At 70.8% G+C, this 16,009-nt stretch carries 12 protein-coding genes; 5 read left to right on the forward strand and 7 right to left on the reverse strand.

The features are described from left to right. Positions 1 to 65 precede the first annotated feature (65 nt). The gene (locus tag ACIBLC_RS37400; RefSeq protein WP_399215912.1) at positions 66 to 857 is read right to left on the reverse strand and encodes an Rv3235 family protein; all 792 of its coding nucleotides are present in this window, start codon (positions 855 to 857) and stop codon (positions 66 to 68) included. 322 nt (positions 858 to 1,179) lie between these two features. Between ACIBLC_RS37400 and ACIBLC_RS37405 the strand changes: the two genes are divergently transcribed. From ACIBLC_RS37405 to ACIBLC_RS37415, 3 genes are all read left to right on the forward strand, one after another. Continuing rightward, positions 1,180 to 1,695, forward strand: coding sequence for a DUF6912 family protein (locus ACIBLC_RS37405; protein ID WP_399215913.1), 516 nt, complete (start codon positions 1,180 to 1,182; stop codon positions 1,693 to 1,695). A gap of 112 nt (positions 1,696 to 1,807) precedes the next feature. Further along, the gene (locus ACIBLC_RS37410; RefSeq protein WP_399215914.1) at positions 1,808 to 2,473 is read left to right on the forward strand and encodes an HAD family hydrolase; all 666 of its coding nucleotides are present in this window, start codon (positions 1,808 to 1,810) and stop codon (positions 2,471 to 2,473) included. Positions 2,474 to 3,411: 938 nt separating this feature from the next. Then, positions 3,412 to 8,349, forward strand: a complete 4,938-nt coding sequence (locus ACIBLC_RS37415) for an NAD-glutamate dehydrogenase (protein ID WP_399215915.1) — start codon at positions 3,412 to 3,414, stop codon at positions 8,347 to 8,349. Positions 8,350 to 8,468: 119 nt separating this feature from the next. Here ACIBLC_RS37415 and ACIBLC_RS37420 read toward each other — a convergent pair whose 3' ends face one another. Together ACIBLC_RS37420 and ACIBLC_RS37425 are read right to left on the reverse strand one after the other, a co-directional pair. Next, positions 8,469 to 9,230 carry an ABC transporter ATP-binding protein gene (locus ACIBLC_RS37420; protein ID WP_399215957.1) on the reverse strand — a complete coding sequence of 254 codons (762 nt, stop codon included), beginning with the start codon at positions 9,228 to 9,230 and terminating at the stop codon, positions 8,469 to 8,471. 97 nt (positions 9,231 to 9,327) lie between these two features. Beyond that, complete coding sequence (locus ACIBLC_RS37425) at positions 9,328 to 10,269, reverse strand: ABC transporter permease (protein ID WP_399215916.1); 942 nt, start codon at positions 10,267 to 10,269, stop codon at positions 9,328 to 9,330. 171 nt (positions 10,270 to 10,440) lie between these two features. Here ACIBLC_RS37425 and ACIBLC_RS37430 point away from each other — a divergent pair, with 171 nt between their 5' ends. After that, positions 10,441 to 11,145, forward strand: coding sequence for a TetR/AcrR family transcriptional regulator (locus ACIBLC_RS37430; protein ID WP_399215917.1), 705 nt, complete (start codon positions 10,441 to 10,443; stop codon positions 11,143 to 11,145). 31 nt (positions 11,146 to 11,176) lie between these two features. Here the strand turns inward: ACIBLC_RS37430 and ACIBLC_RS37435 are convergent, their stop codons facing one another. Beyond that, positions 11,177 to 11,875 carry a class I SAM-dependent methyltransferase gene (locus tag ACIBLC_RS37435; protein WP_399215918.1) on the reverse strand — a complete coding sequence of 233 codons (699 nt, stop codon included), beginning with the start codon at positions 11,873 to 11,875 and terminating at the stop codon, positions 11,177 to 11,179. Between the two features lie 26 nt (positions 11,876 to 11,901). Beyond that, on the reverse strand, positions 11,902 to 12,543 hold the full coding sequence (locus ACIBLC_RS37440) for a TetR/AcrR family transcriptional regulator (RefSeq protein ID WP_399215919.1): 642 nt from the start codon (positions 12,541 to 12,543) through the stop codon (positions 11,902 to 11,904). Between the two features lie 136 nt (positions 12,544 to 12,679). Here ACIBLC_RS37440 and ACIBLC_RS37445 point away from each other — a divergent pair, with 136 nt between their 5' ends. Then, a complete protein-coding gene (locus tag ACIBLC_RS37445) occupies positions 12,680 to 13,606 on the forward strand; it encodes an oxidoreductase (RefSeq protein WP_399215920.1) in 927 nt (308 codons plus the stop codon). Here ACIBLC_RS37445 and galE read toward each other — a convergent pair. Continuing rightward, a complete protein-coding gene (gene galE / locus ACIBLC_RS37450) occupies positions 13,603 to 14,583 on the reverse strand; it encodes a UDP-glucose 4-epimerase GalE (protein WP_399215921.1) in 981 nt (326 codons plus the stop codon). The genes ACIBLC_RS37445 and galE overlap by 4 nt on opposite strands. A gap of 148 nt (positions 14,584 to 14,731) precedes the next feature. Further along, a complete protein-coding gene (locus ACIBLC_RS37455; protein WP_399215922.1) occupies positions 14,732 to 16,000 on the reverse strand; it encodes a glycosyltransferase 87 family protein in 1,269 nt (422 codons plus the stop codon). Between the last annotated feature and the right edge of the window lie 9 nt (positions 16,001 to 16,009).

The following is a 16,009-nucleotide window of genomic DNA, read 5'->3' on the forward strand; positions in this document are numbered from 1 at the left end:
GGTACCCGGCCCTTTTGCTTTGCCTCTGGCCCCTGGCTGGGGCTGCTCGGCCCCTGGCCCTCGGCTCAGTCGTCGTCGGTGTGCGGCATGCGCGGGCCGCCCAGTTCGACCGCTGTGCAGCGCCAGCGGAGGTCGGCTGCCTGTTCCAGGCGGAAGGCCATCGCGCGGAGCTGGTCACCGGCGCCGATGCGGGCGAAGGCCTCGATCGCGCCGGGGCGCGGGACGTAGTAGCCGATGTCGCGGACGACCGGCCGGGTGCCGCGGGTACGCAGGAGGCCGCGTTCGGCCAGCCAGGCCAGTTCGTCGTAGGCGCGGCCCGCGGTGTGGCGCAGCATGCAGTGGACGGGGCGCTGGCCGCTCAGGACGGCGAGGAGAAGGTCGGCGAAGAGATCGGTGGGGCGGGGCTGGGGAGCGGGCCTCTGGGGTACGTGGGCCGGCCTCTGAAGGGTTTGACCGGGGGTTGGCCCGCGCAGGGCCTCGGAGGGGGCGCTGAGGGGCGGGGCTCCGGTCGCCGGAGTCGTAGTACGGGGGCGGCTTCGGAGTGGCGTCGCCTGGGGCCGGGTCGCGGTGGGCACGGCCGGTGGGCGGCTGTCCGTGAGGGAGGCCGGGGGTCGACCGGTGGTGGGTGTGGTGGGTCGGCGATTGGCGAGCGGGGTGGCGGGTCCGCTGGTCGCGAGGGGTGTGGCGGGGGAGGTGTTTCCGGTGGGGGATTTGGGTGGCGGGCTGCCTTCCGGGGGCGTACGAGGAGTGCCTCCGCCCGGTGCGCGGGGCGGAGTGCTGCCGGGGCGGCGGGGGTCCTGACGGCCTGGCGGGCGGGTGCCCGGGCGGCGCGGCGTCCTGGTCATCACCTTGTTCATCCGTGGTCCCCGCTCGACGGGCCCGATTTGATACCGGGCGGTAACTTTTGCGTTGGGGATCTTGTACGAGGCGGGGGCCGGCCTCCGCAAGGACGTGGGGTGCGCGTCGGGGCGGCCGGAATGTTCACCTATCAGGGTGGCCGGGAAGGGCGGATGGCTTGGCGGGGCCGGGGTGTACCGGGTGAATCGCGGGCCGGGGGGTGACGCTCGGAAGGGTGCGGCCGGGGACTCGATAGGGGACGCCCGCACGTATCCTGAAGACCCTCCCGGGAGGCGCGGGACCACCCTTCCCGGAGCTCCCCGACTACGAAAGCGGCCAGCCATGCGCGTCTACGTCCCCCTGACCCTCTCCGGTCTCGCCGAGGCGTACAAGACGGGGGAGCTGGGGACGGGACCGTTCGTCGCGTACGCCGTCACGCCCGCGTTGCGGGAGTGGTACCTCTCCGACGACATCGAGGAGCTCGAGTACGCGGCGCTGAACCGTGCGGCGCTCGCGTCGCTGCGGCTGCTCGCGGTCGATCCCGGGGCCGTGCGGCGGCGGGTGGTCCTCGCGGTCGACGTGGCCGACCGTGACGCGGTCGCCGATCCCGACCGTGGACTGGAACCCGGGGCGCTCGGCGAGGTGCGGGTGTCCGGGGCCGTACCGATGACCAAGGCCGCTGCCGTGCATGTCGACCTGGCGGACGCGGAGGCGGACATCTCCGCCGCGGTGGACGTGCTGGGGGCGGCCGATCACGGGGACGACGACGCGCAGTTCATCGTGGACGGGGCCGAGGACCACGAGCTGCTGTGGTTCGCGACGCAGGAGATCCCCCATCTGGTGGGCCTGGGGGACTGAGGTCTCGCCCGACAGGGAGCACCGGTCCGAGCCACCCTCCAGGCGCGCGTACGACGGCGGCCGTGGACGAACTCTGTGGAGCGTTGTCAGTGGTGGCGGGTACTTTTCTGTCATGGGGAAGCACGAAGCAGCACACATTGTGTGGGACTGGAACGGGACTCTGTTCCACGACAATGCCGCCATCATCGGGGCGACGAACGCGGCGTTCGCCGAGCTGGGTCTCGAGCCGATCACGCTGGAGCGGTACAGGGCGCTGTACTGCGTTCCGGTGCCGAAGTTCTACGAGCGACTGATGGGCCGGCTGCCGACCGACGCCGAGTGGCAGATCATGGACGAGACCTTCCATCGTTACTACGCGGCGCAGCGGGCGGCGTGCGAGCTCACCGTGGGTGTGCCGGGCCTGCTTGCCGAGTGGGGGTCGGCGGGGCACAGCCAGTCGATCCTCAGCATGTACGTGCACGACGAACTGGTCCCGTTGGTACGGGGGTTCGGGATCGAGCCGCACTTCATACGCGTGGACGGGCGCACCGGGCCCTCCGGCGGCAGCAAGGCCGAGCACATGGTGCGGCACCTGAGCGCGCTCACCGGTGTGGAGCCGGCCCGTGTGGTGGTGATCGGCGACGCGTCCGACGACGCGATCGCCGCCCGGCACGTGGGCGCGCAGGCGGTCCTCTACACCGGGGGTTCGCACGGCCGCGCCAGCCTGGAGGAGGTGGGCGTGCCCGTGGTGGACAGCCTGGAGGAAGCGGTCGTCGAGGCCCAGCGGCTGGCGGCCTGACCACGGCGGGACCCGACGCGGCACCGTGCGGCACGACATGGCACCGCGTGGCGCGGTATCCCGCGGCACGCACCGCGCGTTCACGGTGAAGCCGCGGCTCGTCCGCGGCCACCGGGCGGACCGGCCACCTGACCGCGGCCACCGGGCGGACCGGCCACCTGACCGCGGCCACCGGGCGGACCGGCCACCTGACCGCGGTCACCCGGCGGACCGGCCTCCCGGCGGACCGCCCACCCGCCGGACCGGCCGACCCCACGCGCGGCGGCCGACCCCACGCGCGGCGGCCGACCCCGCAGCCCCCGCCGTCCGTCCCGCGCGCGGCCGGCCCAACGGGCCCCCGTCGACCTCCTCGCCCACGGGGCACCCATCCCCGCTCTCACGCCAACACCCCACGCGCTTCGTGGGAATGAGCCCCCGACCGACCCGGTTCGCGGTGAAGCCGACCACCCTGCACGTCCACGTCCCTTTCGTCCTTGTGCGGAGTGTCAAAGTTCCACCCCTGCTTTTGTACACATACGGCTCATGACGATTCCCGGGTGGGGAGCGATAGCCTGGTGGCGTGATCAGCGCGATATCTCGCGGGGGCCTTGACGCCCCTGCCCCGCGCCCGGACAGCACGGACGACATCCGTGACCGGGCGGCGGTCGTTGATCTTCGCGGGCGGGTCGGGGAGCCAAGGGCGGCACGGAGCCCCGGAGCGACATCCGGAGTGCCGAGAGCACCCGGGACAGGGCCTGGAGCATCCGAGGCGTCGGCGCCGCCGAGAGCAGCGTCACAGTCGCCGCGGGTGCCGAGAATGGCCGATAACCCCCCGCTCATCTCTCCATGCGGCATAGCGTCGGACCAGACCGGACACCCCGCGTCACGGCGTTACGTCGGAGAAGAGACCGTATTTCCTTCTACGTCACGCAATGGCGCGCGACAGGAGCCAGAGGACAATGCAGACCAAGCTGGACGAAGCCAAGGCCGAGCTGCTCGAACGGGCTGCCCGGGTAGCTGAGAACAGCCCGGTCGGGGGGCACCTACCGACTGGGACGACGGGCGAGGACACCCCTGACCGGGACACCGTGTTCGCGTTCCTCCAGCGCTACTACCTGCACACCGCAGCGGAGGACCTGACCGACCGCGATCCGGTCGACATCTTCGGAGCCGCCTTCTCGCACTACCGACTGGCCGAGAACCGCCCCCAGGGCACGGCCAACGTCCGGGTCCACACCCCGACCGTCGAGGAGAACGGCTGGACCTCCAGCCACTCCGTCGTCGAGGTCGTGACCGACGACATGCCCTTCCTCGTCGACTCGGTCACCAACGAGCTCTCCCGCCAGGCGCGCGGTATCCACCTCGTCATCCACCCCCAGGTCGTCGTACGGCGCGACGTCACCGGCAAGCTCGTCGAGGTCCTGCCGACGCGGCCCACCGGCGACCTTCCGCACGACGCCGCCGTCGAGTCGTGGATCCACGTCGAGGTCGACCGCGAGACCGACCGCGCGGATCTGAAGCAGATGACCGCCGACCTGCTGCGCGTACTCTCCGACGTCCGCGAGACCGTCGAGGACTGGGAGAAGATGCGCGACGCCGCGCTGCGCATCGCGGCGGAGCTGCCCGAGGAGCCGACCGCCGACGACCTGCGCGCCCTGGAGGTCGACGAGGCACGCGAGCTGCTGCGCTGGCTCGCGGACGACCACTTCACCTTCCTGGGATACCGGGAGTACGAACTGCGGGACGACGACGCCCTCGTCGCCGTGGCCGGCACCGGCCTCGGCATCCTGCGCTCCGACCCGCAGCACAGCGGCGAGGACAGCCACCCGGTCAGCCCGTCCTTCGAGCGGCTCCCCGCGGACGCCCGCGCCAAGGCCCGCGAGCACAGGCTGCTGGTGCTGACCAAGGCCAACAGCCGGTCCACCGTGCACCGGCCGTCGTACCTCGACTATGTCGGTGTGAAGAGGTTCGACGCCGACGGCAACGTGATCGGCGAGCGGCGCTTCCTCGGACTCTTCTCCTCCGCCGCGTACACCGAGTCGGTGCGGCGGGTTCCCGTGGTGCGCCGCAAGGTCGAGGAAGTCCTGCGCGGTGCCGGGTTCTCGCCCAACAGCCACGACGGGCGCGACCTGCTCCAGATCCTGGAGACCTACCCCCGCGACGAGCTGTTCCAGACCCCGGCGGACGAGCTGCGGTCCATCGTCACCTCCGTCCTGTACCTCCAGGAGCGCCGCCGGCTGCGGCTGTACCTGCGTCAGGACGAGTACGGGCGTTACTACTCCGCACTCGTCTACCTCCCGCGCGACCGCTACACCACCGGCGTGCGCCTGCGGATCATCGACATCCTCAAGGAAGAGCTGAACGGCACCAGCGTCGACTTCACGGCCTGGAACACCGAGTCGATCCTGTCCCGGCTGCACTTCGTGGTCCGGGTCGAGCAGGGCACCGAACTGCCGCAGCTGTCCGACTCCGACAAGGAGCGCATCGAGGCGCGGCTCGTCGAGGCCGCCCGCTCGTGGGCCGACGGATTCGGGGAGGCGCTGACCGCCGAGTGCGGCGAGGAGCGCGCCGCCGAACTGCTGCGCCGGTACGGGGGAGCGTTCCCCGAGGGATACAAGGCCGACCACAACCCGCGCGCCGCCGTCGCCGACCTGGTCCACCTCGAAGCGCTGGCCAAGGACGACACCAAGGACTTCGCGCTCAGCCTGTACGAGCCGGTCGGCGCGGGCCCCGGCGAGCGCCGCTTCAAGATCTACCGCACCGGTGAGCAGGTCTCGCTCTCCGCGGTCCTGCCCGCGATCAACCGCATGGGTGTCGAGGTCACCGACGAGCGTCCGTACGAGCTGCGCTGCTCGGACCGTACGACCGCCTGGATCTACGACTTCGGCCTGCGGCTGCCCAAGTCGCTGAACGGCAACGGGGATTCCCTCGGCGAGGACGGCCGCGAGCGGTTCCAGCAGGCCTTCGCCGCCACCTGGACAGGCGCGGCCGAGAACGACGGCTTCAACGCGCTGGTGCTGAGCGCCGGGCTCACCTGGCGTCAGGCGATGGTGCTGCGCGCGTACGCCAAGTACCTGCGCCAGGCGGGCTCCACCTTCAGCCAGGACTACATGGAGGACACCCTCCGCAACAACGTCCACACCACCCGGCTGCTCGTCTCCCTCTTCGAGGCGCGGATGTCGCCGGACCGCCAGAGCGCCGGTGTCGAGCTGACCGACGCGCTGATGGAGGAGCTGGACGCCGCGCTCGACCAGGTCGCCAGCCTGGACGAGGACCGGATCCTGCGCTCCTTCCTCACCGTCATCAAGGCGACGCTGCGGACGAACTTCTTCCAGGAGGCGCTGGGCGCGAAGCCCCACGAGTACGTCTCCATGAAGTTCGACCCGCAGGCCATCCCGGACCTGCCGGCGCCGCGACCGGCGTACGAGATCTGGGTGTACTCACCGCGCGTCGAGGGTGTTCACCTGCGGTTCGGCAAGGTGGCACGTGGCGGGCTGCGCTGGTCCGACCGGAAGGAAGACTTCCGGACAGAGATCCTCGGGCTGGTCAAGGCGCAGATGGTGAAGAACACCGTCATCGTGCCCGTCGGCGCCAAGGGCGGATTCGTCGCCAAGCAGCTGCCCGACCCGTCCGTGGACCGCGACGCGTGGCTCGCCGAGGGGATCAGGAGCTACAAGACCTTCATCTCCGCGCTGCTCGACATCACCGACAACATGGTGGCCGGCGAGGTCGTCCCGCCCGTGGACGTCGTACGGCACGACGAGGACGACACCTATCTCGTCGTCGCCGCCGACAAGGGCACCGCGACCTTCTCGGACATCGCCAACGGGGTCGCCGAGAGCTACAACTTCTGGCTCGGCGACGCCTTCGCCTCCGGCGGCTCCGCCGGGTACGACCACAAGAAGATGGGCATCACCGCGCGCGGTGCCTGGGAGTCCGTGAAGCGGCACTTCCGGGAGCTGGGCGTGAACACCCAGACGCAGGACTTCACGGTGGTCGGCGTCGGCGACATGTCCGGTGACGTGTTCGGCAACGGCATGCTGCTCAGCGAGCACATCCGGCTGGTCGCCGCCTTCGACCACCGGCACATCTTCATCGACCCGAAGCCGGCCGCCGAGACGTCGTACGCCGAGCGCCGCCGTCTCTTCGAGCTGCCGCGCTCCTCGTGGGCCGACTACGACAGCGCGCTGATCTCGTCCGGCGGCGGCATCTTCCCGCGTACCGCCAAGGCCATCCCGATCAACGCGCACATCCGCGAGGCCCTCGGCATCGAGTCCGGCGTCGCCAAGATGACCCCGGCCGACCTGATGAGGGCGATCCTCCAGGCACCCGTCGACCTGCTGTGGAACGGCGGCATCGGTACGTATGTGAAGGCGTCCACCGAGACGCACGCGGACGTCGGCGACAAGGCCAACGACGCGATCCGCGTGGACGGCGCCGACCTGCGCGTCAAGGTCGTCGGCGAGGGCGGCAACCTGGGGCTCACCCAGCTCGGCCGCATCGAGTTCGCACAGCACGGCGGCAGGATCAACACCGATGCCATCGACAACAGCGCGGGCGTGGACACCTCCGACCACGAGGTGAACATCAAGATCCTGCTCAACGCGGTGGTGGCCAACGGCGACCAGACCGTCAAGCAGCGCAACAAGCTGCTCGCCGAGATGACCGACGAGGTCGGCACCCTGGTCCTGCGCAACAACTACGCGCAGAACGTGGCGATCTCCAACGCGCTTGCCCAGTCACCCGACATGCTCCACGCCCAGCAGCGCTTCATGCGCCACCTGGTCAGGGAGGGCCACCTCGACCGCGCCCTGGAGTTCCTGCCCACCGACCGGCAGATCCGCGAGCGGCTCAACTCCGGGCAGGGGCTGACCGGTCCGGAGACGGCCGTCCTCCTCGCCTACACGAAGATCACGGTCTCCGACGCGCTGCTCGCCACCTCGCTGCCCGACGACCCGTACCTCCAGCGGCTGTTGCACGCGTACTTCCCGACCGCGTTGCGCGAGAAGTTCCGCGAGCAGATCGACGCGCACGCGCTGCGCCGCGAGATCGTGACGACCGTTCTCGTCAACGACACGGTCAACACCGGCGGTACGAGCTTCCTGCACCGCCTGCGCGAGGAGACCGGCGCTTCGCTGGAGGAGATCGTCCGGGCGCAGACCGCGGCGCGTGCGATCTTCGAGTCGAGCCAGGTGTGGGACGTGGTGGAGTCGCTCGACAACGTCGTCGCCGCCGACGTCCAGACCCGGATCCGGCTGCACTCCCGCCGGCTCGTCGAACGCGCCACGCGCTGGCTGCTCAACAACCGGCCGCAGCCGCTCCAACTCGCCGAGACGATCGACTTCTTCAGCGACGGGGTCGAGCAGGTCTGGTCCCAGCTGCCCAAGCTGCTGCGCGGCGCGGACTCGGAGTGGTACCAGCAGATCCACGACGAGCTGACGGGCGCCGGCGTCCCGGACGAACTCGCCACCCGGGTGGCCGGATTCTCCTCGGCCTTCCCGACTCTGGACATCGTCGCGGTGGCCGACCGCACCGGCAAGGACCCGATGGCCGTCGCCGAGGTCTACTACGACCTCGCCGACCGTCTCGGCATCACCCAGCTGATGGACCGCATCATCGAGCTCCCGCGCGCCGACCGCTGGCAGTCCATGGCCCGCGCCTCCATCCGCGAGGACCTGTACGCGGCCCACGCGGCCCTCACCGCCGACGTACTGACGGTGGGCAACGGCACCTCGACTCCCGAGCAGCGCTTCAAGGCCTGGGAGGAGAAGAACACGGCGATCCTCGGCCGGGCCCGCACGACCCTGGAGGAGATCCGCAGCTCGGACTCGTTCGACCTGGCGAATCTGTCGGTGGCCATGCGGACCATGCGAACGCTGCTCCGGACGCATTCATAGCCGTACGCGGTCCGCGTCGTCACTGGTCCGACGCGGACCGCGTACGGGTCCCAGGCGGTACACCGAAGGGGGCGCCCCAGCCGTGATGGCTGGGGCGCCCCCTTTGTTCCGGCCGGGCTCTACTTCCCCGTGAACTTCTCGTACTCCTTGAGGACTTCCTCGGTCGGGCCGTCAAGACGCAGCTCGCCGCGCTCCAGCCACAGCACCCGGTCGCAGGTGTCCCGGATCGACTTGTTGTTGTGGCTCACCAGGAAGACGGTGCCCGCGGTCTTGCGCAGCTCCCGGATGCGGGCCTCGGAGCGCTTCTGGAAGGAGCGGTCGCCCGTCGCGAGGGCCTCGTCGATCATCAGGACGTCGTGGTCCTTGGCGGCGGCGATGGAGAACCGGAGACGGGCCGACATGCCGGAGGAGTACGTCCGCATCGGCAGCGTGATGAAGTCGCCCTTCTCGTTGATGCCGGAGAAGTCGACGATCTCCTGGTAGCGCTCGCGCACCTGTTCCTTGGACATGCCCATCGCGAGGCCGCCGAGGTAGACGTTGCGCTCGCCGGTGAGGTCGCCCATCAGCGCCGCGTTGACGCCGAGAAGCGAGGGCTGGCCGTCGGTGTAGATCTTGCCGTTCTCCACCGGGAGGAGGCCCGCGCACGCCTTGAGCAGCGTGGACTTGCCCGAGCCGTTGGTGCCGATCAGGCCGATGGCCTCGCCGCGGTACGCCGTGAAGGAGACGTTCTTGACGGCGTGCACCTTGCGGACGCCGGAGGCCTTCTCGGTCTTGCCGCGGCGCAGCATGCGGTTGAGCGCGGCGGTGGCGGAACCGCGGCCGCCGCCGGTGCCGTTGACGCGGTAGACGATGTCGACGCCGTCGACGATGACGGTGGGGATGAGCTCGCCGGAGGCGTCGGTGGTGTCGACGACCTCGGCGGTGCCGAGGGGCGTCTCGACGGGGGCGCCGCTCTTGGGGGTGCTCTTCGTGATGATGTCAGCCACGGCCGTACGTCTCCTCAGCCTTCCAGAAGTACAGGAATCCGCCTACGCCGGCGAGCAGCGACCAGCCCGTCGCGACCGCCCACACGTGCGGCGGCAGCTGGCCGGCGTGGAAGCTGTCGATCAGCGAGAACCGCATCAGGTCGATGTAGACGGCGGCGGGGTTGGACTGGAGCGCGACCAGGACCCAGTGGGGCAGGTCCTGGTGCTTCAGGAGCTTCTCGATGCTCCACATGACGCCCGAGATGTACATCCAGGTGCGCAGCAGGAACGGCATGAGCTGCGAGATGTCCGGGAACTTCGCACCCATCCGCGCCATGATCATCGCGACGCCCGCGTTGAAGACGAACTGGAGTGTGAGGGCGGGGATGATCAGCAGCCAGGACGTGCTGACCGGCACTCCGAAGGCGAGCAGGATCACGACCAGCGCGCACATCGAGAACATCAGCTGCTGGAGCTGCTGGAGGCAGTACGACACCGGAAGCGCGGCCCGCGGGAAGTGCAGGGCCCGGACGAGCCCGATGCTGCCGGAGATGGCCTTGGTGCCCGACATGATCGAACTCTGTGTGAAGGTCCACACGAAGACGCCGGTGACCAGGAACGGGATGTAGTCGGGGATGCCCCTGCTGGTGCCCATCAGGACGCCGAAGATGAAGTAGTAGACCGCCGCGTTCAGCAGCGGGGTCGCCACCTGCCAGATCTGGCCGAGTTTCGCCTGGCTGTACTGGGCGGTGAGCCTGGCGGTGGCGAAGGCGGTGATGAAGTGGCGCCGCGCCCACAGCTGGCGGATGTACTCGGGCAGGGTGGGGCGGGCACCGCTGACGGTGAGCCCGTACCGGGCGGCGAGCGCCTCGGCGCTGTCGTCGGCGGGGTGACCGGCTGTCTTGTCGGCAGGGGAGGCCGACACCGGGGGCGGTGTGTCGAGGACCTGGCTCACATCCGCTGCTTTCGCTCGGGGGGTGGGGTGCGGGGCGGTCGGGTCCGTCGTCCTTGACCTGGTTCTTACGTCGTCTTTGCCGTCTTCTTACGTCGGGACGGGACCGTATCGTCGCAACGTGAGAGTAGGCCTTTTCGACGTCGGAACGCAACCGTTTCGTCGTCACGCCCTATGCTGGAAAGCATGACGACGAACGCCGACGCCACCGGGACCGCGACCGGCGCCGTGACCCGGGCCGGGGCCGGGACCGGCGCGGGAACCGGTGCCGTCGCGGGGAAGCCGCCGCGACGGCGGGCTCCCGCGGGCGCGGCCGTCCTCCGGGAGGATGTGACCGAAGCCATCCGCGCCGCCGTCTTCGAGGAACTCGCCTCCGCCGGATACGCCCGTATGTCCATCGAGGGCGTCGCCCGCCGCGCGGGCGTGGGCAAGACGGCGGTGTACCGGCGCTGGCGTTCGAAGCTCCACCTCGTGCTCGACCTGGTCTCGGCCGTCGCGGTCCAGGGACTGCCCGCGCCGGACACGGGCTCCCTGGAGGGCGACCTGCGGCTGCTGTACGAGGTCACCTCCCGCGCCCTGCGCCACCCCGTGGCCGGCCAGATCATCCCCGACCTCCAGGCCGAGGCGGCCCGCAACCCCGAGATCGCCGACGCCATGCAGAAGGCGCTGCGCGAGGGTCAGCAGGGTGTCGCGCACGGGATCGTCGCGGCGGCGGCCGCGCGGGGCGAGGTCCGGGAGGGAATCAGCCTGGATCTCGCGCTCGACCTGATGTCCGGGCCGCTGTACTGGCGGGCGGTCGTGGTGCGCGGCCCCAAGCTGCCCAAGGGCTATCTGGCCGGTCTGGCCCGTGCCACGGCGGCGGCGCTCAAGGCGTTGTGAGGACCGGCGCCGTGGCCCTGGTCCTGCCCGCTCAGGCCTTCACGGCGAGGAAACCGAACAGGTCCGGGATGCCGCCGGGGCCCGTTTCGGCGGTGCGTACCAGGCGCAGACCCGCTGCCGTGGTCGCGTTGAGGAGATCCGCGAGCGGGAGGTGCCAGGCGCCGACCCGGGCGCGGACTCCTCCGGGGCTCCACGTGTCGAAGGTGTGGGAGTGGTCGGCGTACCGGTCGTCGACGACGATCCTCGGCCGGTCGCTCCAGTCCGCGAACGCCCCGATGTAGCAGGGGTGTACGCCCAGGTGCGTGAACCGGCCGCCGGGACGCAGCACACGGGCGATCTCGCGGAGGACGGCCGCGTAGTCCGGCAGGTCCGTGTGCGCCAGCACGCAGACGGCGGCGGGCAGCGAGGCGTCCGCGAACGGCAACGCCGTGGCGTCCGCCTGAGCCACCGGCAACCGGCCCGCCGCGTGCCGGAGTTGACCGCCCGACAGATCCACACCCACCGGCGCCCACCCCAGCCCGGCCGGCACGGGCGCATGGGCGCCCGTTCCGCAGCACACGTCCAGGCACGCCCCCTCGCCCGGCTCCATCAGCCCTTCGAGCGCCCCGTGCACCCGCCGGATGTACCCACCGGGGCCGTCCGCCGACATGAAGTCGTTGTACCAGTCGGCATGTTGGTCGTACGCCGCAGTCGTCGTTCCGTCGGCTGATCCTGTCGTCTCGGCTGCCATGGGTCGATGTTAGGGACGGCGGGCGGTCATCGGGGAGGCGTACGGGACTGGTCGTCCCGTGCGGGGGTGTCCGGGGCGCAGCCTCGGAGGGTGAAGGCGATGACGTTCTCCAGGTCCGTGTCCGGGGTCTGGGAGGGGAGGGGGCCGCTGGCGGCGATGCTGGCGAAGCCGTGGAGGGTGGTGAAGAGGGGGAGGGCGATGCTGTCGACGGGGCCCGGGCGGACCTCGCCGCGACGCTGGCCCTCGCCGATGAGGCGGATGGCGAGGGTCGACATGTTCCGGGAGGCGCGGACCAGGGCCTCGGAGGCCTCGGGGTCGTGCTTGATCGAGAACATGAGGTCGAGGAGTTCCGCGTTGCCGGTGGCGAAGCCGACGTAGGCGCGGGCCAGGGCGCCCAGGCGGTCGGCGAAGGGCTCGCCCACCGCCTCCTGTGACGCGGTCAGTGTCTCGCCGAGGCGTTCGAAACCGACCTGGCCCAGCGCGTCGAGCAGCGCCTGCTTGTCCTTGAAGTGACGGCTCGGCGCGGCGTGGCTGACGCCCAGGTCGCGGGCCAGTTCGCGCAGGGACAGGGCGGCCGGGCCCTTCTCCCTGAGCGTCTCCTCGGCGCGGGTCAGCAGCGCGGCGCGCAGGTCTCCGTGGTGGTAGCGACGTGTCTGGCGAGTCTGCATGCCTGTCAGTGTAGTGGCCATGTGTCCGCTGGCTACATTGTTGACGCCGCCACCTTTGTTGACGCTGTCATCTTTGTTGGCAACGACAGCATTGTTGGCGTTGACAGCATTGTTGTCGACGCCTACATTCGTGTTCATGGCTACCAAGCAGAACTGGAACGCAAGCGACCTCGTCGACCAGAGCGGCCGTACCGCCGTCGTGACCGGTGCCAACAGCGGGCTCGGTATCGCCACCGTCGACGCCCTGGCCCGGGCGGGCGCGCACGTCGTGCTCGCCGTGCGCGACCTGGAGCGTGGCGAGGCCGCCGCCCGTACCGTCCAGGGCGTCGCAGGCACCGTGGAGGTGCGCCGCCTCGACCTCGCGGACCTCTCTTCCGTGCGCGCGTTCGCCGAGTCCTGGCAGGGCCCCCTGGACCTGCTGATCAACAACGCGGGCGTCATGAACATCCCTGAGGCCAGCACCAAGGACGGCTTCGAGATGCAGTTCGGGACCAATCACCTGGGGCACTTCGCCCTGACGAACCTGCTGCTGCCGTACGTCACCGACCGCGTCGTCACCGTGTCGTCGGGCGCCCACCGGATCCCCCGCGGTACGCACATCCGCTTCGACAACCTGAACATGACCGGCGCGTACTCACCCACGGCCGCCTACAGCCAGTCCAAGCTCGCCAACCTGCTGTTCACCCTGGAGCTGCAGAGCCGGCTGGCCGCCGAGGGATCGTCCGTACGGGCCCTCGCCGCGCACCCCGGCTGGGCCGCCACCAACCTCCAGGGCCACGACGCCAGCCTCGCGCGACGGGTCTTCATGGCGGTGGGCAACCGCCTCATCGCCCAGGACAACACGGCCGGCGCCCTGCCCACGCTGTACGCCGCCACCCAGGACCTGCCCGGCGCCAGTTACGTCGGACCGGACGGGTTCGCCGAGATGCGCGGCGGTCCCGCGCTCGTCGGCCGGTCGGCCGCGGCCAGCGACGCGGAGTCCGCCGTCCGCCTGTGGGCGGCCTCCGAGCAGCTGACCGGCGTCACCTTCCCCCAGCTCTTCAGCCGGGTGGTGGGTGTCTAGTCCCGGGCCGCCTCAGGATGCAGCCGTACCCATCCCGCCCACGCCGAAGTGATCATGTCCTGGACGTCGTACTTCGCCTTCCAGCCCAGCTCCACGGCGATGCGGTCGGCCGAGGCCACCACGCGCGCCGGGTCGCCTGGACGGCGGGGGGCGGTCACCGGAGGGCGGTCGTAGCCGGTGGCCGCGTTGATGAGGCCGATCATCTCGCGGACCGAAACGCCTTCCCCGCGGCCGATGTTGAGGGTCAGATCCCTGCCCGGGGACGCCTGGAGGGCGCGGGCCGCGGCCACATGGGCCTCCGCCAGATCCACCACGTGGATGTAGTCACGTACACAAGTCCCGTCAGGAGTCGGGTAGTCGTCGCCGAAGACGCGCGGCGGCTCGTTCTCCGTGAGCTTCTCGAAGACCATGGGGACGAGGTTGAAGACGCCGACGTCGGCGAGTTCGGGCGTCGCCGCTCCCGCCACGTTGAAATAGCGCAGGGACGCGGTCGCCAGGCCGGTGGCACGGCCCGTCGCGCGGACCAGCCACTCGCCCGCCAGCTTCGTCTCGCCGTACGGGCTCATCGGCACGCACGGCGTCTCCTCCGTCACCGGATCCACATCGGGCATCCCGTACACCGCCGCCGAGGAAGAGAGGACGAAGGACGGGACGGACGCGGCGGTCACCGCCTCCAGCAGCACCCGCAGGCCCTCGACGTTCTCCCGGTAGTAGTGCAGGGGAAGCTCCACCGACTCGCCGACCTGCTTCTTCGCCGCCAGGTGGACGACGCCGGTGACGGCGTGGTCCTCGATCGTGCGGGCGAGGAGTCCGGCGTCCAGGGTCGAGCCGGCCACCAGCGGGACACCGGAGGGCACCCGCTCCGCGATCCCCGTGGACAGGTCGTCGTAGACCACGGCCCGTTCGCCCGCGTCGAGCATCGCGCGCACGACATGCGCCCCGATGTAGCCGGCACCGCCGGTGATCAGCCAGGTCATGCGCGGCCGTCCCCTCGTGAGTGAGCCGGGTGAGCCGGGTGAACCCGGCGGGTCCGTGAACCCGTGGTCCGGCCCGTGTCCTTCGGTCGCGTATCAGTGAATCAGGCACCCGGGTGGCCGTCGACGGCGGACGTCGACGGCGGTCACCTCACGGACGGCCGGCCCGGGAGGCGGCGGGGACGAGAAGCGGATCCCGGGCCGCGGCACCCGAGGTCACCCAGCCCGTCACGACCCGGCCCGACCGCCACAGCCGGGTGAAGGACAGCGCCGCCGCGGACGCCAGCAGACCGTTGCGTACGAGCATCAGCAGACAGCCCGTCCACGTGCTGCGGATGACCTCCCCGTACATGACGGGATACACGACCGTGCTGACCGCCGTCGCCGCCACGATCAGCGCCGCCACCGGGCGCTGCGTGGTGTGCCGCGAGGTCAGGCACACGGCGGACAGACCGAGCAGCCACACCATGTACTGGGGGCTGATCACCCGGCTCGTCACGGTGAACAGCAGTACGGCGGCGAGGGCCGCGTCGTACGGAGTCGCCGCTGTCCAGTGCCGCGCGCGCACCCGCCACAGCAGCAGGAGCCCGAAGGCGGCGACGGTGAGGGCGAGCGAGAGGGCCGCGACGGCGGAGACGTAGGGGCCCACGAACTCCATCGCGCCGTACTGGTAGCGCGCGGTGCCCGGCCACCCGGCGTGCCGCGCGAAGCCGAGGACGGTGCCGCCGAGCGACTCGATCTGCACGCCCCGGCCGCCCTGCTGGCGCAGGAAGTCGAACGGATTGCTGAACGCGGCGACCAGCAGCATGAGCATGGCGGCCCCCGTGACCACCGCCGACGTCCAGGCCTGTCGCGTCGTACGGCCTCTCGGGGTGCCGATGAGTGCCAGCGCGGGCCAGACCTTCACCAGCGCCCCCAGCGCCGCGAACGCGCCGCACGCGCGCGTGGAGCGCGACAACGTCAACAGGGAGATGACGGCGAAGGCGGTGACCTGGACGTCGTAGCGCACGAGCGGCAGGTGAAGCAGGAGTGGCAGTGCCGCCGTCCACAGGGCCGCGCCGAGCAGTGTGCGGCCGGGGCGGGTGCCCGCGCGCGTGAGGGCGATCGCGATCACGGCGTCCGTGGCGAGCGTGAGGGCGACGAAGGCCGTGAAGTAGGTCAGGGCAGGCAGCAGCGCGGGCGCGAGCAGCACCGGTCCCGCGCCCGGCGGGTACTGCCACAGCCGGTCGTCCGCCGGGAGGGCGCCGTGGGACAGCACGCCGTACCAGCGGAAGTACAGGTTGCTGACCTCGCGGGAGACGCCGCCCCGGCCGAGCGGGCGGAGGTGGTCGTGGGCGAGCAGCCACAGCATCAGGGCGCGGGTGGCGAGCCAGGCGGCGGCGAGGAGGAACAGGCGGAGGTGTTTCGGCGAGGTGCTCATCAAGGCCGG

This window comes from Streptomyces sp. NPDC050535 (assembly GCF_044457665.1).
In the GTDB taxonomy this organism is placed as follows: domain Bacteria; phylum Actinomycetota; class Actinomycetes; order Streptomycetales; family Streptomycetaceae; genus Streptomyces.